Origin of the sequence: Sphingopyxis sp. DBS4, assembly GCF_024628865.1 — a bacterium.
Taxonomy (GTDB): Bacteria; Pseudomonadota; Alphaproteobacteria; order Sphingomonadales; family Sphingomonadaceae; genus Sphingopyxis.
Genome location: NZ_CP102384.1, coordinates 1,565,320 through 1,589,233, shown reverse-complemented (window position 1 = coordinate 1,589,233; position 23,914 = coordinate 1,565,320). Strand labels below are relative to the sequence as shown.

Annotated in this window: 24 protein-coding genes and 1 tRNA gene; 13 read left to right on the top strand and 12 right to left on the bottom strand. The window is 66.3% G+C overall.

Annotated features, from left to right (window positions below; translation table 11 throughout):
- The first annotated feature begins 163 nt into the window (after window positions 1-163).
- The gene (locus NP825_RS07380; RefSeq protein WP_257549952.1) at window positions 164-1,105 is read left to right on the top strand and encodes an alpha/beta hydrolase; all 942 of its coding nucleotides are present in this window, start codon (window positions 164-166) and stop codon (window positions 1,103-1,105) included.
- Window positions 1,102-1,575 carry an RNA pyrophosphohydrolase gene (locus tag NP825_RS07375; RefSeq protein WP_257549950.1) on the top strand — a complete coding sequence of 158 codons (474 nt, stop codon included), beginning with the start codon at window positions 1,102-1,104 and terminating at the stop codon, window positions 1,573-1,575. The genes NP825_RS07380 and NP825_RS07375 overlap by 4 nt, the downstream gene beginning before the upstream one ends.
- Here the strand turns inward: NP825_RS07375 and NP825_RS07370 are convergent.
- Entirely contained in the window at window positions 1,536-2,225 is a 690-nt protein-coding gene (locus tag NP825_RS07370; RefSeq protein ID WP_257549948.1) for a uracil-DNA glycosylase, read from the bottom strand. The two genes, NP825_RS07375 and NP825_RS07370, sit on opposite strands and share 40 nt — an antisense overlap.
- A gap of 23 nt (window positions 2,226-2,248) precedes the next feature.
- Between NP825_RS07370 and folK the strand changes: the two genes are divergently transcribed.
- Together folK and NP825_RS07360 are read left to right on the top strand one after the other, a co-directional pair.
- Complete coding sequence (gene folK, locus NP825_RS07365) at window positions 2,249-2,782, top strand: 2-amino-4-hydroxy-6-hydroxymethyldihydropteridine diphosphokinase (protein WP_257549946.1); 534 nt, start codon at window positions 2,249-2,251, stop codon at window positions 2,780-2,782.
- Window positions 2,783-2,824: 42 nt separating this feature from the next.
- Window positions 2,825-2,900: transfer RNA gene (locus NP825_RS07360), tRNA-Lys, on the top strand.
- A 9-nt stretch (window positions 2,901-2,909) separates the two neighbouring features.
- On the opposite strand, the gene NP825_RS07355 is transcribed toward NP825_RS07360, so the two are convergent.
- From NP825_RS07355 to NP825_RS07345, 3 genes are all read right to left on the bottom strand, one after another.
- The gene (locus NP825_RS07355) at window positions 2,910-3,146 is read right to left on the bottom strand and encodes a hypothetical protein (protein ID WP_257549944.1); all 237 of its coding nucleotides are present in this window, start codon (window positions 3,144-3,146) and stop codon (window positions 2,910-2,912) included.
- Between the two features lie 125 nt (window positions 3,147-3,271).
- The gene (locus NP825_RS07350; RefSeq protein WP_257549942.1) at window positions 3,272-4,369 is read right to left on the bottom strand and encodes a flavin reductase; all 1,098 of its coding nucleotides are present in this window, start codon (window positions 4,367-4,369) and stop codon (window positions 3,272-3,274) included.
- Between the two features lie 77 nt (window positions 4,370-4,446).
- On the bottom strand, window positions 4,447-5,427 hold the full coding sequence (locus NP825_RS07345) for a nitronate monooxygenase family protein (protein WP_257549940.1): 981 nt from the start codon (window positions 5,425-5,427) through the stop codon (window positions 4,447-4,449).
- A gap of 120 nt (window positions 5,428-5,547) precedes the next feature.
- On the opposite strand from NP825_RS07345, the gene NP825_RS07340 reads away from it, so the two are divergent.
- The 8 genes from NP825_RS07340 (at window position 5,548) to NP825_RS07305 (ending at window position 14,117) form a co-directional block, all read left to right on the top strand.
- Window positions 5,548-6,732: an acyl-CoA dehydrogenase family protein gene (locus NP825_RS07340; RefSeq protein WP_374046542.1), complete on the top strand. Its 1,185-nt coding sequence runs from the start codon at window positions 5,548-5,550 to the stop codon at window positions 6,730-6,732.
- Window positions 6,733-6,836: 104 nt separating this feature from the next.
- Window positions 6,837-7,922 (top strand): acyl-CoA dehydrogenase family protein, encoded by a 1,086-nt coding sequence (locus NP825_RS07335; RefSeq protein WP_257549936.1) that lies wholly within the window; start codon window positions 6,837-6,839, stop codon window positions 7,920-7,922.
- Window positions 7,919-9,124, top strand: coding sequence for an acyl-CoA dehydrogenase family protein (locus NP825_RS07330; protein WP_257549934.1), 1,206 nt, complete (start codon window positions 7,919-7,921; stop codon window positions 9,122-9,124). Before NP825_RS07335 ends, NP825_RS07330 begins: the two co-directional genes overlap by 4 nt.
- 13 nt (window positions 9,125-9,137) lie before the next feature.
- Window positions 9,138-9,920 (top strand): SDR family NAD(P)-dependent oxidoreductase, encoded by a 783-nt coding sequence (locus NP825_RS07325; protein WP_257549932.1) that lies wholly within the window; start codon window positions 9,138-9,140, stop codon window positions 9,918-9,920.
- 45 nt (window positions 9,921-9,965) lie between these two features.
- The gene (locus tag NP825_RS07320; protein WP_257549930.1) at window positions 9,966-11,216 is read left to right on the top strand and encodes an acetyl-CoA C-acetyltransferase; all 1,251 of its coding nucleotides are present in this window, start codon (window positions 9,966-9,968) and stop codon (window positions 11,214-11,216) included.
- A gap of 76 nt (window positions 11,217-11,292) precedes the next feature.
- Window positions 11,293-12,423, top strand: a complete 1,131-nt coding sequence (locus tag NP825_RS07315; protein WP_257549928.1) for a CaiB/BaiF CoA-transferase family protein — start codon at window positions 11,293-11,295, stop codon at window positions 12,421-12,423.
- A gap of 102 nt (window positions 12,424-12,525) precedes the next feature.
- Entirely contained in the window at window positions 12,526-13,329 is an 804-nt protein-coding gene (locus NP825_RS07310) for a crotonase/enoyl-CoA hydratase family protein (RefSeq protein WP_257549926.1), read from the top strand.
- A gap of 2 nt (window positions 13,330-13,331) precedes the next feature.
- Entirely contained in the window at window positions 13,332-14,117 is a 786-nt protein-coding gene (locus tag NP825_RS07305) for a tyrosine-protein phosphatase (protein WP_257549924.1), read from the top strand.
- 100 nt (window positions 14,118-14,217) lie between these two features.
- Here NP825_RS07305 and NP825_RS07300 read toward each other — a convergent pair whose 3' ends face one another.
- From NP825_RS07300 to NP825_RS07270, 7 genes are all read right to left on the bottom strand, one after another.
- Window positions 14,218-15,552 (bottom strand): amidohydrolase family protein, encoded by a 1,335-nt coding sequence (locus NP825_RS07300; RefSeq protein ID WP_257549922.1) that lies wholly within the window; start codon window positions 15,550-15,552, stop codon window positions 14,218-14,220.
- Between the two features lie 77 nt (window positions 15,553-15,629).
- A complete protein-coding gene (locus NP825_RS07295) occupies window positions 15,630-16,337 on the bottom strand; it encodes a hypothetical protein (RefSeq protein ID WP_257549920.1) in 708 nt (235 codons plus the stop codon).
- 54 nt (window positions 16,338-16,391) lie between these two features.
- A complete protein-coding gene (locus NP825_RS07290; protein ID WP_257549918.1) occupies window positions 16,392-17,015 on the bottom strand; it encodes a phosphatase PAP2 family protein in 624 nt (207 codons plus the stop codon).
- The gene (locus tag NP825_RS07285; protein WP_257549916.1) at window positions 17,012-17,605 is read right to left on the bottom strand and encodes a hypothetical protein; all 594 of its coding nucleotides are present in this window, start codon (window positions 17,603-17,605) and stop codon (window positions 17,012-17,014) included. The genes NP825_RS07290 and NP825_RS07285 overlap by 4 nt, the downstream gene beginning before the upstream one ends.
- A 6-nt stretch (window positions 17,606-17,611) precedes the next feature.
- Window positions 17,612-19,009 (bottom strand): dihydrolipoyl dehydrogenase, encoded by a 1,398-nt coding sequence (lpdA, locus tag NP825_RS07280; RefSeq protein ID WP_257549914.1) that lies wholly within the window; start codon window positions 19,007-19,009, stop codon window positions 17,612-17,614.
- On the bottom strand, window positions 19,002-19,376 hold the full coding sequence (locus NP825_RS07275; RefSeq protein ID WP_257549912.1) for an endonuclease domain-containing protein: 375 nt from the start codon (window positions 19,374-19,376) through the stop codon (window positions 19,002-19,004). The genes lpdA and NP825_RS07275 overlap by 8 nt, the downstream gene beginning before the upstream one ends.
- Before the next feature lie 91 nt (window positions 19,377-19,467).
- A complete protein-coding gene (locus NP825_RS07270; RefSeq protein ID WP_257549910.1) occupies window positions 19,468-20,796 on the bottom strand; it encodes a pyruvate dehydrogenase complex dihydrolipoamide acetyltransferase in 1,329 nt (442 codons plus the stop codon).
- Window positions 20,797-20,958: 162 nt separating this feature from the next.
- On the opposite strand from NP825_RS07270, the gene NP825_RS07265 reads away from it, so the two are divergent.
- Window positions 20,959-21,414 carry a universal stress protein gene (locus NP825_RS07265; protein ID WP_257549907.1) on the top strand — a complete coding sequence of 152 codons (456 nt, stop codon included), beginning with the start codon at window positions 20,959-20,961 and terminating at the stop codon, window positions 21,412-21,414.
- Between the two features lie 157 nt (window positions 21,415-21,571).
- Here the strand turns inward: NP825_RS07265 and NP825_RS07260 are convergent, their stop codons facing one another.
- Entirely contained in the window at window positions 21,572-23,863 is a 2,292-nt protein-coding gene (locus NP825_RS07260; RefSeq protein WP_257549905.1) for a ribonuclease R family protein, read from the bottom strand.
- Window positions 23,864-23,914 lie beyond the last annotated feature (51 nt).

The window sequence follows — 23,914 nt, the reverse complement described above, 5'->3', positions numbered from 1 at the left end:
TTGCGAACCTCTGACATGGGCCTAGGCCCGCGAGCCGCAAGCCGCAATTCAGAAAAAATTGTGCGCTGCAAAGGCGAAGCGCGTGACGGGTTTCATTTTGCGATTGAATATCGGCGGGCGATGCCGAATAGCTGGGGCCGAAAAACAATCGAGGGATGACAGGATGACCGACGGCACGACCCATTATACCCGGCCCGACGTGGCCGCCTTTCTCGCTTTCCTGAATGCCCAGGAAGGCCCGAAAATGGAGGAGATGCCGCCCGAGGCGGGCCGCCAGATGATGCGCGTGATGGGGCAGATGGCCGACGTGCCGCGCGGCGAAATCGCGAAGGTCGAGGACAAGGCGATTCCCGGCCCCGCGGGCGACATCCCGATCCGCATCTATGACAATCGTCCCGACCGTGCGGCGGGGCCGGTGATGGTCTTCTATCACGGCGGCGGCTGGGTGATCGGCGACCTCGAAACCCACGATCCCTATTGCGCCGAAGCCGCGCGCATCCTCGACATGCCGGTGGTCGCGGTCGATTACCGGCTCGCGCCCGAACATCCCTTCCCTGCCGCGCCGATCGACTGCGAGGCGGCGACGCGTTGGGTCGCGGACAATATCCCCTGTACCGGCCTTGTCCTCTCGGGCGACAGCGCGGGCGGCAATCTGACCATCGTCACCGCGCTCGCGCTGCGCGATGCGCCGGCGTCGAAGCCGGTCGTGGCGATCCATCCGATCTATCCCGCCGTGACGACGCACAACGACTGGCAGAGCTATCGCGATTTCAGCGAGGGTCATCTGCTGACCGAAGCCGGCATGATCTGGTTCGGCGAACAATATGCCGCCGACCCCGCCGATCGCCGCGCCTCGCCGATCGACTTTCCCGCCGAGGGCCTGCCGCCGACGCTGCTGGTCACCGCCGGGCTCGACCCGCTACGCGATCAGGGCCGCGCCTATGCCGCGAAGCTGATCGAGGCGGGCGTGCCGACGACCTATCGCGAGGCGAAGGGCAATATCCACGGCTATATCTGCCTCGCGCAGGGCATCCCGAGCGCGAGGGACGACATTCGCGGCGCCTTGACAGTGCTGAAGGCGATCGTCACCGAAGCGACCGCATGAGCGACGAGTCCCTCCCCTATCGCCCCTGCGCCGGCGTGATGCTGGCGAACCGCGACGGCCGCGTCTTCGTCGGCCAGCGACTCGATTCGTCGGCCGACGCGTGGCAGATGCCGCAGGGCGGGATCGATCCGGGCGAAGAGGCCGAGGACGCGGCGATCCGCGAGCTTGGCGAGGAAACCGGCATCCACGGCGGCCTCGTCGAGATCATCGCGCGCAGCAAGACCGAGCATTTTTACGACCTGCCCGACCATCTGATGGGCAAGATGTGGGGCGGCCGATACCGCGGCCAGCGCCAGCACTGGTTCCTGATGCGCTTCATGGGCGACGACGGCGACGTCAATATTGCGACCCCGCACCCCGAATTCCGTTCGTGGCGCTGGGTCGAACTCGACGATCTCGAAAAGCTGATCGTGCCGTTCAAGCGCCAGCTCTACCGCGCCGTCGTCGAGGAATTCCGTTCGCTCGTCTGATCGCGCAGCGCGAGCGCGGTACGGAAGACGTCGGCGAACATCGCGGGCGTAAGCCGCCCGGTGTTCGTATTGTAGCGAGAGCAATGATAGCTGTCGACGAGATGCCGCCCGCTCGGCAGCGCATGGACCGCCCCGTGCGCGAAACGACAGGCGGCGAGCCGAACGCCCTCCGCTCTCAACGCGGCATCATGCGCGATGCGTCCCAGCGCGATGACAACCTTGACCTTCGACAGCGCCGCCATCTGCCCCTCGAAAAAGGGGCGGCAATGGGCGATTTCGCTGGGGATCGGCTTGTTCTGTAGCGGGAGGCATTTGACGCTGTTGACGATGATCGCGCCGTCGAGAGTCAGCCCGTCGTCAATGCGCGCCGCATAATGCCCCTTACTGAGCCCGAATTCGGCGAGCGTCGCGAACAGCAGATCGCCGGCATAGTCGCCGGTAAAGGGCCGTCCCGTGCGGTTCGCGCCATGCTTGCCGGGCGCGAGTCCCGCAAAGGCCAGCCACGCATCGGGGTCGCCGAAAGCGGGAACAGGCGCATTCCACCAGTCGGGATATTCGGCCTGGCACGCATGCCGTAGCGCCACGAGCCGCGGACAGCGCGGGCAATCACGCGGCGGCTCGCTTTCGGGCAAAGGGCTGTCAATCTCCACGCGGCTGCGATAGGCGCAGGGGGATGACCAGCGCAACGCCCTTCCCCGTGCCCTTGCCGCTTTATGCGATCGGGCTCGGCTCGAACCGTCGGCACGCGCGTCACGGTGATCCGCGGCGGGTCCTGCTGGCGGCGCTGGGCGCGCTTGAGGCGGACGATATCGAGCCGGTCGATGTCAGCCCGATCATCACCAGTGAGCCGATCGGTCCCTCGCGCCGGCGCTACGCCAACGCGGTTGCGCTGGTCGCCTCGCCGCTCAGCCCGCCCGAAATGCTCGCACGCCTGCAACGGATCGAGACCGAATTCGGCCGCCGCACCGGTCAGCGCTGGAGCGCGCGAACGCTCGATCTCGATATATTATTATGGTCGGGCGGCGCGTGGAGCGACGGCGCCCTCCACATCCCGCATCCCGCGATGGCCGGGCGAGCCTTCGTGCTCGGCCCCCTCCGCGCCATCGCGCCCGATTGGCGCCATCCGCTGAGCCGCCGCACGATCCGTCAGCTTGCCGCGCGCCTTATCCGCCCCAAGCCGGTTGACCAGAGCGTCGCAGCGCACTAGGGCGACCCCTCCTTTTCTGGTGCCGATCATCGGCACCACGATGGGCCCTTAGCTCAGTCGGTAGAGCAACTGACTTTTAATCAGTAGGTCGCTGGTTCGAACCCAGCAGGGCTCACCATCTTTTCCGTCAGGGACTGACCGGCGCATCGTCGTCGTTGCTCGCAACGATGATGATCGCGGCAACGCCCGCGAGCAGGCCGATGAGCCCGATAAGCCAGCTTGAATTCCCTTCGAGTTGGTTCGTGCCGCTCGTCGCCGATACGGCGCGCATTCCATCAACGGCCGGCGCAGCCGAAGCGGCGACCGGAGCAATGACGATCGACGCGGCGGTCAGGGCAATCGCGGCTCGAAAAATCGGGTGCATCTTATATCCTCCTGATGGGCGGTATCGATGCATCAACCGCCGAACGCGGCGAAAGCTCCGTAAACAGGGGGCGCAATGGCTCGGTTCGGCGTCGAAACGGCACGGTCCAAAAGGAAGCGGCGCGGTCAGGCGAAATGCAGACGCCGGTATTTGCCGCGAAAATAGAGGAGCGGATCGCGGTGCGGTTCGAATTGCGCGCGCACAACGCGGCCGACAAGAATGAAGTGGTCGCCTGCTTCGTGCAGCGACTCGCCCTCGCATTCGAACGAGACGAGCGAGCTTTCGAGCAAGGGCACGCCGGTCTGGCCGGGCGCCCAGGGCAGGTTCGCGAATCGGTCTTCGCCTTTCGCCGCAAAGCGGTTCGAGGCAGGCTGCTGCCCGATCTGCAGCACATTGACGCCGAAGTGCGTTGCGCCCCGCAGCGCCGGCGCGGTGCCCGCCGTGTTGGCGATGCAGACGAGCAGCAGCGGTGGATCGAGCGAGACCGACGTGAAGCTGTTCGCGGTGAGGCCGACCGGCTGGCCCGCTGCGTCGAGAGTGGTGACGATCGTCACCCCCGTCGCGAAACATCCCATCGCGTCGCGCAGCGTGCGCGGGTCCGATCCTGCCTTGAATTCGGTCGCCTCGCGCGGCTGCCGTCGTTCGAGAAATTCGAGGAGCTGGCCGAGCAGCGCTTCGCCGCGGTCGGCGGTGAACGCCATGTCAGCCTCCCCGATATCGGCGCTTTCGCCGACCGGCAGCGCGGCGCGGAAAGCATCGCTCGCCGGCGTGCATTCGGCAGGCGCGAAGCCGCCGCGCACGACAAGCGTCGGCAGCGCGAGACGCGGCGCCGCGCCGACCGCCTCGTCGGTCGCCGGCATATCGACCAGCACGAGTCCAGCGGCGAGATGCGCACCATCGGGGGCGAGCGCCTGTGCTGCAATCCAGCCGCCGCGCCGCGCCGCGACAACGACGGGGCGCGACCCCATCTGGGCTAGTACCGCACGCAGATCCTCGACATGCGCGACCTGTTCGTCGGCGCTCCAGGCGGAGTTGGATGGCGGGCGCGGTTCCAGATTGACGACGCGCCGCCCCGAAAGAACGAGCGCCTCGGCAACCGCGCGCCAAGCCTCGCGGCCCTGTCCGGCATCGGGCACCAGCAGGACGGCCGGATTGTTTTCGTCACCGATCAGGTCGGCCGAGAGGCGAACCCCGCCAAAGCCCTTATATTCGACGATAGACAAGCCTGCTCCCTAACTGGTTGTGGAGCCGCCTGCATAGCGGCACCCGCAACCCTGCCGCAAGGCGCCGCGTCAGCGGTTCAGGCCCGGAAGCCCGCGAGCCGCTGGTCGATGATCGCATCCGCTTCGGCGATGATGCGGTCGATCAACTGTTGGCAGGTGGGAATGTCGTGGATCAGCCCCTGAACCATGCCCGCCCAGAAAACGCCCTTGGTCAGATCGCCGGACTTGAGCAGTTCGCGGCCCGCGACGCCCGACACCAGTTCCTGCACGTCGCTGAACTGCGCGTCGGGATTGGCGAGACGGCGCGCGACTTCTTCGCTGACCGGGCTGCGGCCGACGCGCGCGGTATTCTTGAAATTGCGGAAGATCAGGAAGCTGCCGCGTTCGTCATTGTCGATATAGGCCTGTTTCACATTGTCGTGGATCGGCGCCTCGACCGTGGCGCAGAAGCGGGTGCCCATGTTGATCCCCTCGGCGCCGAGAGTCAGTGCGGCAACGAGCCCGCGCCCGTCGCCGAAGCCGCCCGAGGCGAGCATCGGAATCTTCACCTTGTCGGCGGCGGCGGGGATCAGGATCAACCCCGGAATATCGTCCTCGCCCGGATGGCCGGCGCATTCGAAGCCGTCGATCGAGATGATGTCGCAGCCCGCCTTTTCGGCCGACAGCGCGTGACGGACCGCGGTGCATTTATGCAGGATGATGACGCCGTGCGGCTTCAACATCTCCCAGATCTCGCGCACCGCTTGCGTTCCCGCGGTCTCGACGATCTTCACGCCGCCATCGATGATCGCTTGCGCATAGGCCTTGTAATCAGGCGCATTGATCGTCGGGAACACCGTCATATTCACGCCGAAAGGCTTGTCGGTCATCGACCGGCAGCGCTCGATCTCGTCGCGCAGCGCCTCGGGGCTCGGCTGGGTCAGCGCGGTCAATATGCCGAGGCCGCCGGCGTTCGACACCGCGCTTGCCAGCTCGGCATAGCCGACGCTCTGCATCCCGCCCTGCACGATCGGATGCTCGATGCCGAGCATTTCGGTAATGCGCGTCTTGAAAGCCATTGTCGGTCCTTCTCCATTGTTCCTGCCGTTACGGCACCATTGCCTTCTCCCTTGAATTAACTTGACGCTTACGTCAACGTCGGGTTGAGACTCCAGAACGGTTAGACATCGAAGGAAATCATGATGACGACGGATATGGGCATATCGGATCGGGTGCGAACGATCGCCGCGAAGGTCGAGGCCTTCGTCCGCGAGACCGTGATCCCCTATGAAAAGGATCCGCGCCGCGACCATCATGGCGCGCCGACCGACGAACTGGTGATGGAGATGCGCGAGCATGCGCGCGCCGCGGGCGTGCTGACGCCGCACGTTCTGAAGGACGGCAGCCACCTCAACCAGCGCGAGACCGCGGTGGTGCTGATCAAATCGGGCCTGTCGCCGCTCGGCCCGCTCGCCTGCAACACGATGGCGCCCGACGAGGGCAATATGTATCTGCTCGGCAAGGAGGGAAGCCCCGAACTCAAGGAACGCTTCCTGAAACCGATGGTCGAAGGGCGCGTGCGGTCGGCCTTCTTCATGACCGAGCCCGCCGATGAAGGCGGCGCGGGGTCGGACCCGTCGATGATGAAGACGACATGCCGCCTCGACGGCAATCACTGGGTCGTGAACGGCCGCAAGACCTTCATCACCGGCGCCGAGGGCGCGCGTGTCGGGATCGTCATGGCGAAGGCCGAGGAAGGCGCGTGCATGTTCCTTGTCGACCTGCCCGATCCGGCGATCCGCATCGACGAAATTCCGAACACGATCGACAGTTCGATGCCCGGTGGCCATGCGACGCTGACCATCGACAATCTGCGCGTTCCCGCCGACCAGATGCTGGGCCAGGCGGGCGAAGGCTTTCGCTATGCGCAGGTTCGTCTGTCGCCGGCCCGTCTGTCGCATTGCATGCGCTGGCTCGGCTGCTGCATCCGCGCCCACGAGATCGCGAGCGACTATGCCAACCGGCGCGAGGCGTTTGGCAAGCCGCTGATCGACCATGAAGGCGTCGGCTTCATGCTCGCCGAGAATATGATCGACCTCAAGCAAGCCGAACTGATGATCGACTGGTGTGCGGGCGTGCTCGACACGGGATCGCTCGGCACGGTCGAAAGCTCGATGGCGAAGGTCGCGGTGTCCGAAGCCTTGATGCGCATCGCCGACCGTTGCGTCCAGGTGATGGGCGGCACTGGGGTCACCGACCGCACGATCGTCGAGCAGGTCTTCCGCGAAGTCCGTGCCTTCCGCATCTATGACGGCCCCACCGAGGTTCACAAATGGAGCCTCGCCAAAAAGATCAAGCGCGACTGGAAGGCGGGGCTCGCCTGACAGGCGTGTCAGTTGACGCTCGGCAAGCCGTAACGTCAAAACAACTTGACGTTTACGTTAACGTCCGGATGATGGACTAACCAAGGGCGAGAGGAATCGGGCCGATGTCGATTTTGTACGACGAAGGGCAGCAGGCGATCGCGACCGAGTCGCGCCGCGCGCTCGAAGCGCGGGTCAGCAAGGACGAGCTGCTGCCGCTGCTCCAGACGCAGGGTGTCTATCACCAGCCGTTCTGGGCGACCGCGAAGGAACAGGGCTGGACCGCGCTCGCGCTGCCCGAGGCTTATGGCGGACTCGCGCTCGGCCTGATCGAGCTTGGTTTGATTGCGCATCAGGCGGGCCGCACGCTGAGCGGCGCCCCCTTCCTGACTTCGAGCTTCGGCGCCGCAAAAGCGATCGAGCTTTACGGCAGCGATGAGCAGAAGGCGCGCTGGCTCCCCGACCTCGCCAGCGGCGAAACGATCGGCGCGATCGCTTTCGCGGCGGGCCCCGATCCCCTGCCCGCCGAGCCCACAGTCACGCTGACCGGCGACCGGCTGACCGGCATCGCGGGCGCCGTTTCGGGCGGTCTGTTCGCCGATGTCGCGGTGGTGCTGGCGAGCGGACCGTCGCTCGTGTTGGTCGACCTATCCGGAGTCGAGCGTGCGGCCATCGACAGTTTCGACAACAGCCGCTGCATCGCCGACCTCTCCTTCGCCGACACGCCTGCCGAAACGCTGGCGACCGGCGATGCGGCGCGCGCCGCCGCGCTCCACATCCTCGCCCTGCAGGCGGTCGTCACCGCGCACGAGCAGACCGGCGGCGCCGAGGCGCTGATGGAGGTCGCGCGCACCTATGCCGTGACCCGCAAGGCCTTCGGACAGCCGATCGGCGCCTTTCAGTCGATCAAGCACCGCATCGCCGAGCTTTACGGCCTCGTCGAGCTCGCCCGCGCCAACTGCATCCACGCGGCGTCGCGCGAGGGTCAGGCCGATTTCATCACCGCAGCGGCTGCCGCGCGGCTGTCGGCGACCGAGGCCTATGACACGGCGGCGCGCGACTGCGTGCAAATTCATGGCGGCATCGGGGTGACGTGGGAGATCGGCCTGCACCTCCACATGCGCCGTGCGCGCAGCCTCGCGCTCGAACAGGGAAGCAGCTTCTTCTGGGAAGATGTGCTGGTCGACCGCCTTGCAGGAGACGAAGCATGAGCGATCTCGAAGCCTGGCGCGCCAAGGCCGTCGCCTGGTGCGAATCGATGGTGCCGACCTTCGGCAAGGCGGCGCGCAAAGGACTGAGCGTCGAAGACGATCTCGCGCTCGGCCGCCGTTATCAAAAGGCGAAGTTCGACGCCGGCTTTGCCGGTATCAACTGGCCGACCGATCTCGGCGGTCAGGGTCTCGGCCATATCGAGAAGATCACCTTCGAGGCCGAGGAGATGAAGCACGGCTTCCCCAACGTCTATTTCGGCATCTCGCTCGGGATGCCGGTGCCGGTGCTGATGCAGTTCGGCCCCGACCGCGATTTCGTGAAGGAGCGCGTGCTCAAGGCGCTGCAGGGCGAGGAAATCTGGTGCCAGCTCTTTTCGGAACCCTCGGGCGGCACCGACCTCGCGGGGCTTCGCACCCGCGCCGAGACCGACGGCAACGGCTGGAAGATCAACGGGCAGAAAGTCTGGACGAGCTGGGCGCAATATAGCGACTATGGCGTCATCGTCGTCCGCACCGACCCGACCGTCGCCAAGCACAAGGGCCTGACCTACTTCTGGGTCGACATGAAGGCGCCGGGCGTCACCGTGCGCCCGATCAAGCTCGCGGGCGGCGACAGCCACGTCAACGAAGTCTTCTTCGACGATGTGAAGATCAGCGACGATCATCGCATGTCGCCGGTCGGTGGCGGCTTTGCGGTCGCGCTCGCGACGCTGATGATCGAACGCTATGTCGCGACCGACAGCGCCGGCTTCGGCCCGCATCTCGACCTGTTCGTCGACCTCGCGAAGGAAGTGCGATTGAACGGCAAGCCCGCGATCGAGGACGGGCGCATCCGCCAGCAGATCGCGCGCAACTATGCGATGCGCGCCGGGCTCGATTCGATCAACGTCCGCGCCCGGCGCATGATGGAGGCGGGGATGACGCCCGGCCCCGAAGGGTCGCTCAACAAGCTCGTCGCGGTGCGCTCGCGCCAGAAATTGTCCGAACTCGCGCTCGACCTGCAGGGCGCGGGCGGTTTCGCCTTCGACGAACATGCCTCGCCCAAGGATGATTGGGCGTCGAGTTGGATCAACGCACCGACGGGCCGCATCGCGGGCGGCTCCGACGAGACGCTGCTCAACACGATCGCCGAGCGCATCCTCGGCCTGCCGCAGGATCACCGCCCCGACAAGGGCATCCCCTTCAACCAGATACCAGCCTGACAGGAGCCTCCCCATGAAACTCGATTCCTCCACCGCGGCCGTCGTCACCGGCGGCGCATCCGGCCTCGGTCGCGCGACCGCCGAAGCGCTCGCCGCCGCGGGCGTGAAAGTCGCGATCTTCGACATCAACGACGCGCTCGGCGAAGAGGTCGCGCAGTCGATCGGCGGGCTGTTCGTCCATGTCGACATCACTGACGAACAGTCGGTGCTCGACGGCTTCGCCAAGGCACGTGCGGCGCACGGGCAGGAACGCATCGCGGTCCACTGCGCGATGACTTCGCGTCGTGGCAAAACGCTTGCCTATGACAAGGAAACGGGGAAATTCCGCCGCACCCCGACCGCCGATTACGAATATGGCGTCGCCGGCATATTGACCGCGAGCTACCGCATCGGCTCGATCGCCGCCGAGGGCATGGCGACCCTGCCCGAGCTCGAAGACGGCGAGCGCGGCGCGATCATCTTCACCGCCTCGGTCGCGGCGCAGGACGCGCAGATCGGGCAGGTGATCTACGGCTCGGCCAAGGCGGGGGTGAACGGCCTCGTCCTGCCGATGGCGCGCGACCTGATGGACCTCGGCATCCGCGTCAATTCGATCATGCCCGGCGTGTTCGGCACGCCTCTGCTCGGCAACATGAATCCGAAGGTCAAGGAGAGCCTGGAAGCCTCGGTCCCCTTCCCCAAGCGCCTCGGCAAGGCCGAGGAATATGCCAGCCTCGCGATGGAGATGGTCCGCAACACCTATTTCAACGGCCAGGCCGTCCGCCTCGACGGCGCGATCCGCATGGCGCCCCGGTAAATCCCTGACTCTACGCAATCACCTCATTCCCGAAAGGAACATCTCATGTCCGAAGCCTATATCATCGACGCCGTCCGCACCCCGCGCGGGATCGGCAAGCCCGGCAAGGGCGCGCTGTCACACCTCCACCCGCAGCACCTCGCCGCGACCGTGCTCGCCGCGATCCGCGACCGCAACAATCTCGACACCGCGACCGTCGACGACATCGTCTGGTCGACCTCCAGCCAGAACGGCAAGCAGGGCGGCGACCTCGGCCGCATGGCGGCGCTGTCGGCAGGTTATGACACCAAGGCCAGCGGCACGACGCTCGACCGCTTCTGCGGCGGCGGCATCAGCTCGGTGAACTTCGCCGCGGCGAGCGTGATGAGCGGCATGGAGGATTGCGTCATCGCCGGCGGCACCGAGATGATGAGCTACACCACCGCCTATGCCGCCGAACAGGCCAACGCCGGGCTGCCGCCGCGCCTGATGGGCTCGGGCCATGAAGCGCTCGACGAAATCCACCCCCAGTCGCATCAGGGCATCTGCGGCGACGCGATCGCGACGATGGAAGGCATCAGCCGCGAAGCGCTCGACGCGCTCGCGCTCGTCAGCCAACAGCGCGCCGACAAGGCGATCAAGGAAGGCCGCTTCGACAAATCGGTCGTTCCGGTGCTCAATACCGACGGCAGCGTCGCGCTCGACCATGAGGAGTTTCCGCGCCCCGAGACGACCGCCGAAGGTCTTGCCGCGCTGAATCCCAGCTTCTCCAAGATCGCCGATTTCGACATGGGCGACGGATTCACCTTCCGGAAGCAGATCAACCGCCGCTATCCCGACCTTGAAATCCAGCATTTCCACCATGCCGGCAACTCGTCAGGGGTCGTCGACGGCGCCGCGGCGATCCTGCTGACGTCGAAGGATTATGCCGACAAGCATGGGCTGAAGCCGCGCGCGCGCATCGTCGCCTATGCGAACATCGGCGACGATCCGACACTGATGCTCAACGCCCCGGTTCCCGCGGCGAAGAAGGTGCTGGAGAAGGCCGGCCTCAAGAAGGAAGACATCGACGTCTGGGAAATCAACGAGGCCTTTTCGGTCGTCGCCGAGAAGTTCATCCGCGACCTCGATCTCGACCGCGAGAAGGTGAACATCAACGGCGGCGCGATGGCGCTTGGCCATCCGATCGGCGCCACCGGCTCGATCCTGATCGGCACCGCGCTCGACGAACTCGAACGCTCGGGCGGCCGCTATGGTCTCGTCACCATGTGCGCCGCGGGCGGCATGGCGCCCGCGATCATCATCGAACGCATCTGACCACGGCGCCCCTCTGGGCGAAGCAATATTCGGGGGCGGCGCAACGGCCGCCCCCGCATCTTTCGGGAGACACGACATGGCGGGACCGCTCAGCGGCATCAGGATCATCGAATTCGCAGGCATTGGTCCCGGCCCCTATTGCGGCATGATGCTCGCGGACCATGGCGCCGAGGTGATCCGCATCGACCGCCCCGGCGGGTTCATGGATCCGCGCGACCCGCTGTCGCGAAACCGCACCTCGATCGCGCTCGACATGAAGAATCCCGAGGCCGTCCGGATCGCGCGCGATCTCTGCAAGAACGCCGACGGCATCATCGAGGGCTATCGCCCCGGCGTGATGGAGCGGCTGGGTCTCGGCCCCGACGTGCTGCTCGCCGACAATCCGAAGCTCGTCTATGGACGCATGACCGGCTGGGGCCAGTTCGGCCCCTATTCGCAGGCCGCCGGACACGACATCAACTATATCGCGCTCTCGGGCGTCCTCCACACCGTCGGTCGCGCGGGCGAAAAGCCGGTGCCGCCGGTCAATTATGTCGGCGATTTCGGCGGCGGCGGCATGATGCTCGCCTTCGGCATGGCGAGCGCGCTGCTCCACGCAGCGAAGACCGGCCAGGGTCAGGTGATCGACTGTGCGATGACCGACGGCTCGGCGCTGCTCGCGGGCATGAGTTGGGGCTTTCTCGCCATGGGCCGGCTGAACGACGCACCGGGCACCAACATGCTCGATACCGGCGCCCATTTCTATGACACCTATGCCTGCGCCGACGGCAAGTTCATCTCGATCGGGTCGATCGAGCCGCAATTCTATGCGCTGCTACGCGAGAAGACCGGGCTCGACGCCGATCCCGCTTTCGACGCGCAGATGGACCCCACGCAATGGGGGCCGCTCAAGGACAAGCTTACCGCGCTGTTCGCGACCAAGACGCGCGACGAATGGTGCGCGATCATGGAGATGACCGACGTCTGCTTCGCGCCGGTGCTCTCGCTGAACGAAGCGCCGCAGCATCCGCATAACGTCGCGCGCGAAACCTTCCTGACCGTCGGCGGCGTCACCCAGCCCGCCCCCGCGCCGCGCTATTCGGCGAGCGTCACCGACACCCCGCGCCCGGCCCCGGCGGTCGGCGCCGACGGCGATACGGTGCTCGCCGCGCTCGGTTACGACGCGGCGCGGATCGCGGCGCTTCGGGACGGCGGCGCGGTTCGCTGATCGTCGCGGCGATCGGGCGCGCCCGCGCGCCCGGCGCCATCGTCATTGGCTTGCAACCAGCGTGCGCGAGGCATAGCCTGTCCGCGTATCGGGAGAGTGTTCATGGGTGAATTTCTGAGTGTCGAGCGGCGGGGCAAGATCGCGATCCTGACGATGATCAAGCCCGAGAGCATGAACGCGATCGGCACCCATGCGGACTGCGACGACATTATCGACACGCTCCGCACGCTGGGCGAGGATCGCAGCGTCAGCGCGATCATCCTGACCGGCAGCGGCAAGGCGTTCAGCGCCGGCGGAAACCTCAAGTCGATGCAGGAGCGTCAGGGCATCGGCGTCCTCGACCAGCCCGATTCGACCCGCGCCAATTATCGCCGCGGGGTGCAGGCGGTGATCCGCGCGCTGATGGACTGCGAAATCCCGATGATCGCCGCGGTCAACGGCCATGCGATCGGGCTCGGCTGCGACCTTGCCTGCACCTGCGACATCCGCATCGCGGCGGAGAGCGCCAAATTCGCGTGCAGCTTCATCAAGGTCGGGATCGTCCCCGGCGACGGCGGCGCCTGGCTGCTCCAGCGCGTGCTCGGCTATCCGCGCGCCGCCGAACTGTTCCTGACCGGCGACCGCTTCGATGCCCAGGCGGCGAAGGATTATGGCCTCGTCACCGAAGTCGTTCCCGACGCTGAACTACTCGACCACGCCGTCGCGATCGCCGAGCGCATCGTCTGCAACCCGCCGCGCGCGCTACGCCTCACCAAGCGGCTGCTCCGCGAGGCGCAGCACAGCCGGATGAGCGACATCCTCGAACTCAGCGCCGCCTATCAGGCGATCGTTCACGAAACCGCCGACAACCGCGAGGCGATCAACGCCTTCGTCGAGAAACGGCCGCCGGTGTTCACGGGAGAATGACGATGCAGGCCGAACGCGTCCTGCCCCTGTCGGGCGTCCACAATTTCCGCGACTATGGCGGCTATGCCGTCGAAGGCGGCGGGCGGTTGCGCAATGGAATGCTCTGGCGTTCGGCGCAGCACGAGGCGGCGACCGACGAGGACCTGACCGCAATCGACGCGATCGGCCTCGACACGATCATCGACCTGCGCGGCGACGACGAGCGCGAGGTGCACCCGTGCCGCCGATCGGGAAATTTCGCGGGCCGCGTGCTGTTCGCAGGCGGCGTCACCGCGGGCCTCGCCCCGCACCTGCAGGCCGCAGCCGCGGGCGGCGCGATCGATTTCGAGACCGCGCGGGCGCGGATGATCGATACCTATGCTGGGATGCCCTATCGCCCCGCGCTCGTCGCGACGCTGCGCCTCTATCTCGCCGCGCTCGCCGAATATGACACGCCGAGCCTCGTCCACTGTGTCGCCGGCAAGGACCGCACTGGCTTCGCCGTCGCGATCGTTCACCGGCTGCTCGGCGTGCACGAGGACGACCTGATCCAGGACTATCTGCTCACCAATACCGCCGGGCGGATCGAGGAGCGGATCGCGCAGGGCGCCCAGCATATTCGCGCGCGCCACGGCGCTGCGATCAGCGACGACGCGGTGCGCGCGCTGATGTCGGTGAACCCCGTCTATCTGGAGGCTGCGCTCGCCACCGTGCGGCGCGACCATGGCGACATCCCGAGCTATGCCGAAGCGGTGCTCAACCTGACGCCCGCGATGCGCGAGGCGATGATCGACCGGCTGGTGGTCTGAGCGTCCAAGCCTCCCTCGTCATTGCGAGGAGCGAAGCGACGCGGCAATCCAGAGGTGGCGTAAACCGCTCTGGATTACTTCGCTCCGCTCGCAATGACGATCAGAGTTCCTTCACCAGCACCCCGCCCTTGACCACCGCGTCGACATGCTCGAGCTGTCGCACGTCCGCCAGCGGATCGCCATCGACCGCGATGAGGTCGGCATAGCGGCCGACCGCGATCGTGCCGACGTCGCCGGTCATGCTCAGCGCCTCGGCCCCATTCAGCGTCGCGGCGCGGATCGCCTGCAGCGGGGTCATGCCCCATTCGACCATCTTGGCAAACTGCCGGCCATTGTCGCCGTGCGGATAGACGCCCGCGTCGGTGCCGAAGATCATGTGCACGCCCGCCTTGACCGCGCGCTGAAAAGTCTGGCGCTGCGCGAGGCCGATCGCCTTTTCCTTGTCGAGGCTTTCCTGCTCGGTGCCGTTCGCGGTCCCGGTCGCGAGGATATAGTCGTCGTTATAGATATCCATGTCGAACCAGGTGTTGTGCGCGATCGCGAGCTTGATCGCCTCGTCGCTCGCAAGGCTGCAATGCTCGATCGTGTCGATCCCGGCAAGGATCGCGGTCTTGATCCCGTCGTCGCCGTGCGCGTGCGCCGCGACCTTGAGCCCTAGCATATGCGCCTCGTCGGCGATCGCCTTCATCTCGTCGAAGCTGAGCTGCTGCGCGCCGACGCTGTCGCCGAGCGAGAAGACGCCGCCGGTCGCGCAGATCTTGATGACGCGCGCGCCATATTTGTGCAGCCAGCGCACCTTGGCGCGCGCTTCCTGCGGACTGTCGACGACCGACGGTCCCTTGTGATCCATCGACGGCGGCAGGCCGCCCTCGTCGCAATGGCCGCCGGTCGCGCCGATCGCATAGCCCGCGGGAATGATCCGCGGCCCCTGGACATAGCCGCCCTCGATCGCCTGCTTCAGCCCGACGTCGCCGAAATCGGCCGACCCGACGTTGCGCACCGTGGTGAAGCCAGCGTCGAGCGTCTTCTTCGCGTTGACGACGCCCATCACGGTCCAGAAGCTGTCGGTATAGCGCAGCCCCTGATAGCCGCCGACCTCGGCCAGCGAGGTCAGATGGACGTGCATGTCGATCAGGCCGGGAAGCAGGGTGCGCTCGCCCAGGTCGATATGCTTGACCCCGGCACCCCAGCGCACCGTGCGCGCGTCGGCGATGCTTGCGATGCGTCCGTCGGCGCCGACGAAGATCGCCGGATGCTCGACCATCTTGCCGCTCTGCACGTCGAGATAGCGCGCGGCGGTGATCACCGTCTGCCCAGACCCGTCCTGCGCCGCCCCGTCCTGCGCCGTCGCCGGCAGCGTGGCCGCCGCGAAAAGCGCGCTCGCGCCGAAAGCGATTCCCCGCAGAAAACCGCCGAACTTCACACTGGATTGCATATCCCGCCCCGTCTGTTGCTGTTGCCTGTCCGATAGATGGCAAAACGAGACTTTTTAGGACAGCGGAATTTTCGGGCTCAGACGATCTTTCGCCCGAAGCCGCCGGGGCGCGGCCCGGTCAGCGACGGTCGCGGCGCGCCTTCGAGCGCATCGCGGCGACCGAAGGCGGGCGCAGCCCCGGGTTCCGGCGAACGTGGCTCGCCGGCCTGCTGGCGGCGAAGATAATTGGCGAGCGCGGCATCGGGGTCGAAGATGTCGGCCTGCGGCGCGGTCACAATCCCGACCGGCGCCGGTTGATCGGCAGGGCTCGCCGGGCGCCCCTCGGCCGCCTGTTGGTGCGCGGCCAGATCGTCGAGGAGCGCAGCAATTCCGGGCTTGTCCAGATCGAGCATGTCGCTGAGCAGCCGGTGCTTCTTCGCCAGCAGGCCGCCGCGCATCCTGATGTCGAGATAGCGGGTGCTGCCGACCTTGATCAGGCCGTAGAAGGCATAGGTGTTGAGTGCCGAGGTGCCGACCGCCGCCACGTCGCGCCACGCTACCGTCTTTTCCGACCACATGGTCGAGATGGTGAGCCGGTCGCAATCGTAGCGAAGCGCGGGCGCATCGCCCATCAGCTTGCGCGCCGCCTGCACCCCGCAAGCGACCAGAACGACCGCGCCGATCAGGATGATCGCGCTGACGAACAGGCCGAAACGGCCAAGGCAGGCAAGCCCCGCCACCGCGAGGATCGGCGCGCCGACCGCCGTCTTGACGAGCTTTGCCCTGCTGTAAGCAACGGTCTTCAAACCCATTCTCCCCCGCATATCGCGGCCCACCGCCGCCGCGTTAGCAGGGAAAACTTACGATAATCTTAGATCGGACCGCGACGCCCACCACGCCCCGAGCAGCACGAAGGCTGCGCCGAGCATCGTGCCGCCCGCAATGTCGCTCGCCCAATGAACGCCGAGCATGATGCGCGAGGCTGCGTTGAGCAGGATCATCGCGGTGGCAAGCGTCCAGGCGAACGGCCGCCAGCGCGCCGGCGCAAACCAGGCAAGCAGCAGATAGACGACCGCGGCGCTCGTCGCGTGGCCGCTGGGATAGGAAGCACTGTTCACATGATCGAGATGTTCGATGATGTCGGGCCGCGCGCGGTCGAACGCGAATTTGAGCGCGTTCGAGGCGAGATTCGCCAGCAGCGATGCTCCAGCGAGCGCAACCGCGCAGCGCCGCCCGCACCAGTGCCAGACAAGCGCCGAAAGCAGGATGACGATGATCCAGCGCGGCGTCCCCCCGCCGATCCAGCTCGCCCCCTGCATGAAAGCGATGAGCGCCGGATCGCTCTGCCCGACGCGCAGCGACAGCGCGTTCGAAATGCGAAAGTCGGCGGTGACGGTCCAGCCCGCGCTGACGATCAGGCCGAGCAGGATCACCGCGACGATGAGCATGATCGCCGCAAGAATAGCTTTTGGCTTGCCGATCATCGCTCTGCCTTCGCCGCCGCCGACCGGCGCCAGGCGTCGACCTGTGCCGCGAAGCGGCGCAATTGTTCGGTGCCGCCGTCGATGTCGTTGTCGATCACTCGCAGCTCCCGGTTGGCTCCATCGGATCGATAGCGAAGATAGAGGCCGTGCCGGGCGCGCGCGCCGAACCTGACCGCCCCCGACATCTCGCCCGGCAGTCGGTCGGAGCGATCGCAGATCGCTTCCGCAATGTCCGCGGTCGGCAAGGGGTTCGGATCGGCGCCATAGCTCGGATGGAAATAGAGCCGTCCCCCTTCGATCCGGACCGCTGTCTGCCGCGTCAGCGCGCGCAGACCATGTCGACCGGCGTAGAAGAGGCAGGTGGCCCCCGCGATGACGAGAAGCGGTATCTTGAACGGCGTCAGCGGGTCGCGATGCGGCGGCCGTGCGGGCAGCACCATGTCCGGCGCGCCGACGACGATCGGCGGCGGCGATGCACGCTCGCTGTGCATCAGCGCCGCCACAGCGAACGCAATCGCCGCGACACCCAAGAAGAACAGCGCCTTGATGACGCTGCCTGTTCGGGAGAAATGAAGGATCGCAGGACTCAAGCGCGCCTAGATATGTAGCGGCCGCCCGAACGCGGCGAGCACGCCTTCGTGCATCGTCTCGCTGAGCGTGGGGTGCGGGAAGACCGTGCAGATGAAATCATCCTCGACCAATTCGGCGGTCTTGCCGATCGTATAGCCCTGAATCAGCTCGGTGACCTCGGCGCCGATCATGTGTGCGCCGAGCAGTTCGCCGGTCTTCGCATCGAACACCGTCTTGGTGAAGCCTTCCGCTTCGCCCAGCGCGATCGCCTTGCCGTTGCCGATGAAGGGGAAGGTGCCGGCCTTGACCTCGTAACCGAGTTCCTTGGCCTTCGCCTCGGTCAGCCCGACGCTTGCGATCTGCGGGCGGCAATAGGTGCAGCCCGGGATGTTGCGCGGGTCCATCGCGTGCGGATGGCCCCCCGCAATCGCTTCGACCGCGATGATCGATTCGTGCATCGCCTTGTGCGCGAGCCACGGCGGCGCGGTGACATCGCCGATCGCCCACAGGCCGGGGACGTTGGTGCGGCACATCGCGTCGGTGTCGATATGGCCTTTCGTGGTCTTCACGCCGAGCGCTTCGAGGCCGATATTCTCGGTGTTCGGGACGATGCCGATCGCGACGATCGCGTGGCTATACTCGCCCTGTTCGATCTTGCCGTCTTTCGTCTTGATCTTCGCGGTGACGCCGTTCGCGTTCGCCTTCAATTCCTCGACCCCGGCGCCGGTCAGGATCGTCATCCCCTGCTTCTTGAGCGCCTTTTCGAGGAAGGCCGACACGTCCGCATCCTCGACGGGGACCAGCCGGTCGAGCATTTCGACGACGGTCACCTCGGCGCCCATGTCGCTGTAGAAGCTCGCAAACTCGATCCCGATCGCGCCCGATCCGATGACGAGCAATTTTTTCGGCATTTCAGGCGGAACGAGCGCGTGGCGATAGGTCCAGATGCGCTTGCCGTCGGCGGGCGCGAACGGCAGGTCGCGGGCGCGGGCGCCGGTCGCGACGATGATGTTCTTCGCGGTCAGCGTCTCGGCGCCCTTCTCGCCCGTCACTTCGAGCTTGCCCGGCGCCGTCAGCTTGCCGGTGCCCATATGGACGGTGATCTTGTGCTTCTTCATCAGGTGCGCGACGCCCTGATTGAGCTGCTTCGCGACCCCGCGCGACCGCTTCACGACCGCATCGATGTCGGCGCTGATCTGCGCGGCCTTCAGCCCGTAATCGCCCGCGTGCTGCATATAGTGATAGATTTCGGCCGAACGCAGCAGCGCCTTGGTCGGAATGCAGCCCCAGTTGAGGCAAATGCCGCCGAGCAGCTCACGCTCGACGATTGCGGTTTTCAGTCCAAGCTGCGCCGCGCGGATCGCCGCGACATAGCCGCCGGGGCCTGAGCCGAGGACGATGAGGTCGTAATTGGTGTCAGCCATTATGGGCTCCTTCAAAAGCCCCTCTCCCCTTGCGGGAGAGGGGTTGGGGAGAGGGGGTGAACGTCTCGTCCTGAAGCGCCGCCCAGATGGCTTCGCTCACGCCCTCGATGTTAAGCAGAATATCATTGTTCCAGAAACGGATGACGCGAAAGCGCTGCTCGACAAGATACGCGTCGCGTTCTGCATCGTAATCATTTTCCGCATGTTGAGCGCCATCCGCCTCGATGATCAGACGATGTGCGAAACAGACGAAATCGACGATGTAGCGATCGATCGGAACCTGACGCTTGAACTTGTGTCCCGAAAATCGCTTGCCGCGCAGGAGGTGCCATAAAGCCCTTTCAGCATCGGTGGGTTCGGACCGCATGCGCTTCGCTCTGGCGAGTGCGACAGGCCGCCCCCCTCTCCCCAACCCCTCTCCCGCAAGGGGAGAGGGGCTTTGCGGCCCCTCGGGCATTTTACGCCACCAGCCCCAGCGGGTTCTCCACCAGTTCCTTGAAGGTCTTCATCAGCAGTGCCCCGTCGGCGCCGTCGATCGCGCGGTGGTCGAAGCTGCCGGTCGCCGACATCACCGTGGCGATCGCCAGCGCGTCGTCGACCACGTAAGGCCGCTTCTCGCCCGCGCCGATCGCCATGATCATCGCCTGCGGCGGGTTGATCACGGCGGTGAACTGCTTGATCCCCATCATCCCCATGTTCGAGATGCTGGCGGTGCCGCCCTGATATTCGCTGGGCTGGAGCTTGCCTTCCTTCGCCTTCGCGGCGAGTTCGGACATTTCGGTCGAGATCTTCGACATCGACTTGCCGCCCGCGTCGGTAATGATCGGGGTAATCAGGCCGCCGGGAATACTGACCGCGACCGAGATGTCGGCGCGGCTGTATTTGCGCATGACATCGCCGCCGAAGCTGACGTTGCACGCCGGCACGCGTTCGAGCGCGACCGCGAGCGCCTTGATCAGCATGTCGTTGACGCTGAGCTTGACGCCGCGGCTTTCGAGGCTGGCGTTGAGTTCGCCGCGCAGCTTGAGCAGCGCGTCGAGGCGGATGTCGACGGTCAGATAGATGTGCGGCGATTCCTGCATCGACTGCGTCAGGCGGCGCGCGATCGTCTTACGCATCCCCGACAATTTCTCGTCCTCGTGCGGGATGCCGAAATCGGGGATCGGGCCGGCAGCGGCAGGGGCCGGCGCCGCCGCAGCAGCGGCCATCGCGGCAGGAGCCGGGGCGGCTGTTGCCGGGGCGCTGGCCGAAACGCCTTCAAGGTCGTCCTTGACGATGCGGCCGCCGGGGCCGGTGCCGGTGATCGTCGACAGGTCGATGCCCTTCTCCGCCGCGATGCGCTTGGCGAGCGGGCTGGCCTTTATCCTCGCCCCTGCCTCCGTTTGTCCTGACCCCGGATCGCGTCCGGGGGAAGGACTGTCCTTTTTCGCGGCGATTGCGGAAGAGGAGGATGGCGCTTCGACAGGCTCAGCGCGAACGGGCTCGGGGGTGGGCGCAGCAGCAGCAGCAGGCGCCGGCGTGGCCTTGGCGGCGCTCGCATCCTCACCCTCGCCCGCGATCACCGCGATCACGGTGCCGACCTTCACATTCTCGCTGCCCTCGGGAACCAGTATCTGGCTGATCACGCCGTCGTCGATCGCCTCATATTCCATCGTCGCCTTGTCGGTTTCGATCTCGGCGAGCAGGTCGCCCGACTGGACCGTATCGCCTTCCTTCACCAGCCACTTCGCAAGCGTCCCTTCCTCCATCGTCGGCGAAAGGGCGGGCATTTTGAGTTCGATCGGCATCGTCGGTCTTGTCCCTCGAAGAGTCTCGCAGGCGGGGCCTGCCGCTACGGATTGTTCCTCGCCATAAGCGCTGGACCGGTCAAGGTCCAGCGCGGCAACCTTGCCTTTCATACGAATGTGACGCACTCTCGCCTCGCAAAATGCATAGCGGGGGTCGGGGCGATGCGGACATATCTGGTGGTGATCGATGACAGCCCGGAGGCAAGCCTCGCGCTGCGTTTCGCGGCGCGGCGCGCGGCGCGGACGGGGGGCGGCATCGTCGTCCTCGCGATCCTGCCGCCGCAGGATTTCGTCGCCTTCGGCGGCGTCCAGGCGACGATCGAGGCCGAAGCACGCGAACATGCCGAGCAGTTGATCGGCGCCGCCGCCGACGCGGTGATGCAGGAGGCCAATATCGTCGCGCAGACAATGGTCAAATCAGGCAAGCCGACTGAAGCCGTGTGCGACGTGATCCGCGAGAATGAGGAGATATCGGCACTGGTGCTGGCGACGGCGGCCAGCGGCGCCCCCGGGCCGCTGGTGAGCTATTTCACCGGACAGGATGCGGGAACCCTTCCCTGCCCGGTGATGCTGGTGCCCGGCGGCATCGACATCGCCCGGCTCGATGCGTTGAGTTAGGACGGCCGGAGGTCCGGTGCGCCTCCCCTATTGAAAAATCATGCTCCCCCGCGAAGGCGGGGGTCCATCTCCGGTCGGCTAAGATTTGAACCGGCAGGAGATGGGTCCCCGCCTCCGCGGGGACACGCTGATTTTCGCGCTGGCGAAGCGCGTGCGCTCAGCGCCGCCGCCCCTGATGGCGGATGTTCGCAGGCCGCCCGCGCTTGCCGACGACATGCTTTCCCTTGCCGTCGCGGCGCGGCGGACGCTTGGCGGGTGGCCGATCCTCGGCATCGGGAAGCTCGAAGCGAAGCGCACCACTGATCGGATTCGCCTCCATCAGCCGGAGGTCGAGCCGCTGTCCGACCGAGTAGCTGACACGACCATGTTCGCTGTCGAGGGTCCGCGCTGCGTCGTCATAGAAGAAGCGCTCGCTCCCCAGCGTCGATACCGGCACCAGCCCGTCGCCGCCCAGCCCATCGACGGTCGCGAAGAAGCCGAACGGTTGCACCCCGGTGATCCGCGCCGAAACGATCTCTCCCGTTTTCGTCGCCAGATACGCCGCGACATAGCGGTCGATCGTCTCGCGCTCGGCCTCCATCGCGCGGCGCTCGAGCGCGCTGATCGCTTCGCCGATACGCGACAGCCCCTTGCGGTCGGCCTCGCCCAGCCCGGTGCGCTCGGGCAGGCCTTTGGGTTTTCCGGGCACTTCGAGGCGATAGGCGTCGACCAGCGCGCGATGAACGATCAGATCGGCATAGCGGCGGATCGGCGAGGTGAAATGCGCGTACGAGCCGAGCGCGAGCCCGAAGTGGCCCGCATTGGCTGGGCCGTAGTAAGCCTGGGTCTGGCTGCGCAAGATAGCCTGCATGATTTCGGGCAGGCGGTCGTCTTCCGAAAAGCCGTCGATCAGCCGATTGAACACCGCGGGGGTGATGACCTGTCCCAGTGCGAAGCTCTGGTCGAAGGTTTCGAGATAGTCTTTCAGGCTGACGAGTTTCTCGCGGCTCGGCGGCTCGTGGATGCGGTACATGACGGGCGACTTCTTCGCCTCGAGCGCCTTCGCCGCGGCGACGTTCGCGGCGATCATATAATCCTCGATCAGCCGGTGCGCATTGAGCCGCTCGCGCACCCGAATCTCGGCAATGCCGCCCTGCTCGTCGAGGATCACCTGCCGTTCGGGCAGGTCGAGGTCGAGCGGCGCGCGGGCATCGCGCGCCTTGGCGAGCAGGGTCCAGCAGGCCCACAAATTCCTGAGCGCGGGCAGGACGTGCTCGTCCCACTCCCCCTTGGGCCTGTCGGCGTCATAGGCGGCCTGGGCATCCTCGTAGGCGATGTTCGCGCGGAGCCGCACCAGCGCGCGGGTGAAGCGCCATGACGTCACCTTGCCGTGCTTGTCGACGGTGAGGTGGCACGCCATCGCAGCGCGATCCTCACCCGCCTTCAGCGAGCAGACCCCTGCGGACAGCGTCTCGGGGAGCATCGGCACGACCTGATCGGGGAAATAGACGCTGTTGCCGCGCCGCCGCGCCTCGCGGTCGAGCGCGCCATCGGCGCGGACATAAGTGCTGACATCGGCGATCGCGACGATCGCGCGGTATCCGCCCTTGTTCTTTTCATCCGCGTCGGGGATCGCCCATACCGCGTCGTCATGGTCGCGCGCGTCTACCGGGTCGATCGCGACGATTGGCAGGTCGCGCAAATCCTCGCGCCCATCCGGAGTCAGCGGCAGCTTCGCCGCGCGCTCGGCCTCCGCCAGCACCTCCTCGCCAAAGACATGCGGAATCTCGTGCCGCGCGATCGCGATCATGCTGAGCGAACGCGGTGCGAAGGGGTCGCCGATGCGGTCGACCACGCGCGCCTTGGTCGCGGGGCCGCGGCCCGACAGTTCGGCGCGGACGAGATCGCCGATGTTCGCATCGCCCATGTCGGCGACCGCGAAATCGAAGCGCGCGCGCTTGTCGGCAGGGCGCAGCCACGTCATCGGCTTGCCGCCGGGGCCGGTGTCGGCGACGAGCACGCCGATGACCGCCTCGCCGCCCGACTGCAGCTTCTTCATCGGATGCGCGACATGGCCGCTGCCGCGCTCCTCGGTGCGCGCGAGGATGCGATCGCCGACGCCCAGTGCGCCCCTGCGTCCCTTCTCCATCACGCGGAGACGCGGCACGGGACCGCTGCCTTCCCAGCGATCGGGAACCGCCCACACCGCATCGCCCTCGACCGCCGCAACGCGCAGCACGGTGACGCGCGGCAATCCGCCATGTTTGTGAAACGCCCGCCCCGGCGCCATGTCGACGAGACCTTCGTCGGTCATGTCCTTGAGCAGCGCCTTCAGCGAGATCTTGTCGGTCCCGTGGAGCCCGAAATGTTTGGCGATCTCCCGTTTCCCGATCGCGCCGGGGCTGTCCTCAATAAAGCGGAGAATCTGCTCGCGTGAGGGGAGTCCGGGTTGCGGCTTTGGTTTCTTCATCTCGGGCCGTCCAAATGGTTCACGCGGAGACGCGAAGACGCGGAGACGACC

What these genes read in the sequence shown, in the direction of transcription:
- NP825_RS07340 (WP_374046542.1), top strand. Translation starts at nt 5,548, where the DNA reads ATGATGACGACGGATATGGGCATATCGGATCGGGTGCGAACGATCGCC.
- NP825_RS07320 (WP_257549930.1), top strand. Translation starts at nt 9,966, where the DNA reads ATGTCCGAAGCCTATATCATCGACGCCGTCCGCACCCCGCGCGGGATC.
- NP825_RS07315 (WP_257549928.1), top strand. Translation starts at nt 11,293, where the DNA reads ATGGCGGGACCGCTCAGCGGCATCAGGATCATCGAATTCGCAGGCATT.
- NP825_RS07305 (WP_257549924.1), top strand. Translation starts at nt 13,332, where the DNA reads ATGCAGGCCGAACGCGTCCTGCCCCTGTCGGGCGTCCACAATTTCCGC.
- NP825_RS07380 (WP_257549952.1), top strand. Translation starts at nt 164, where the DNA reads ATGACCGACGGCACGACCCATTATACCCGGCCCGACGTGGCCGCCTTT.
- NP825_RS07260 (WP_257549905.1), bottom strand. Translation starts at nt 23,863, where the DNA reads ATGAAGAAACCAAAGCCGCAACCCGGACTCCCCTCACGCGAGCAGATT.
- NP825_RS07330 (WP_257549934.1), top strand. Translation starts at nt 7,919, where the DNA reads ATGAGCGATCTCGAAGCCTGGCGCGCCAAGGCCGTCGCCTGGTGCGAA.
- NP825_RS07290 (WP_257549918.1), bottom strand. Translation starts at nt 17,015, where the DNA reads ATGATCGGCAAGCCAAAAGCTATTCTTGCGGCGATCATGCTCATCGTC.
- NP825_RS07375 (WP_257549950.1), top strand. Translation starts at nt 1,102, where the DNA reads ATGAGCGACGAGTCCCTCCCCTATCGCCCCTGCGCCGGCGTGATGCTG.
- NP825_RS07275 (WP_257549912.1), bottom strand. Translation starts at nt 19,376, where the DNA reads ATGCGGTCCGAACCCACCGATGCTGAAAGGGCTTTATGGCACCTCCTG.
- lpdA (WP_257549914.1), bottom strand. Translation starts at nt 19,009, where the DNA reads ATGGCTGACACCAATTACGACCTCATCGTCCTCGGCTCAGGCCCCGGC.
- NP825_RS07270 (WP_257549910.1), bottom strand. Translation starts at nt 20,796, where the DNA reads ATGCCGATCGAACTCAAAATGCCCGCCCTTTCGCCGACGATGGAGGAA.
- NP825_RS07355 (WP_257549944.1), bottom strand. Translation starts at nt 3,146, where the DNA reads ATGCACCCGATTTTTCGAGCCGCGATTGCCCTGACCGCCGCGTCGATC.
- NP825_RS07310 (WP_257549926.1), top strand. Translation starts at nt 12,526, where the DNA reads ATGGGTGAATTTCTGAGTGTCGAGCGGCGGGGCAAGATCGCGATCCTG.
- folK (WP_257549946.1), top strand. Translation starts at nt 2,249, where the DNA reads ATGACCAGCGCAACGCCCTTCCCCGTGCCCTTGCCGCTTTATGCGATC.
- NP825_RS07265 (WP_257549907.1), top strand. Translation starts at nt 20,959, where the DNA reads ATGCGGACATATCTGGTGGTGATCGATGACAGCCCGGAGGCAAGCCTC.
- NP825_RS07345 (WP_257549940.1), bottom strand. Translation starts at nt 5,427, where the DNA reads ATGGCTTTCAAGACGCGCATTACCGAAATGCTCGGCATCGAGCATCCG.
- NP825_RS07325 (WP_257549932.1), top strand. Translation starts at nt 9,138, where the DNA reads ATGAAACTCGATTCCTCCACCGCGGCCGTCGTCACCGGCGGCGCATCC.
- NP825_RS07300 (WP_257549922.1), bottom strand. Translation starts at nt 15,552, where the DNA reads ATGCAATCCAGTGTGAAGTTCGGCGGTTTTCTGCGGGGAATCGCTTTC.
- NP825_RS07335 (WP_257549936.1), top strand. Translation starts at nt 6,837, where the DNA reads ATGTCGATTTTGTACGACGAAGGGCAGCAGGCGATCGCGACCGAGTCG.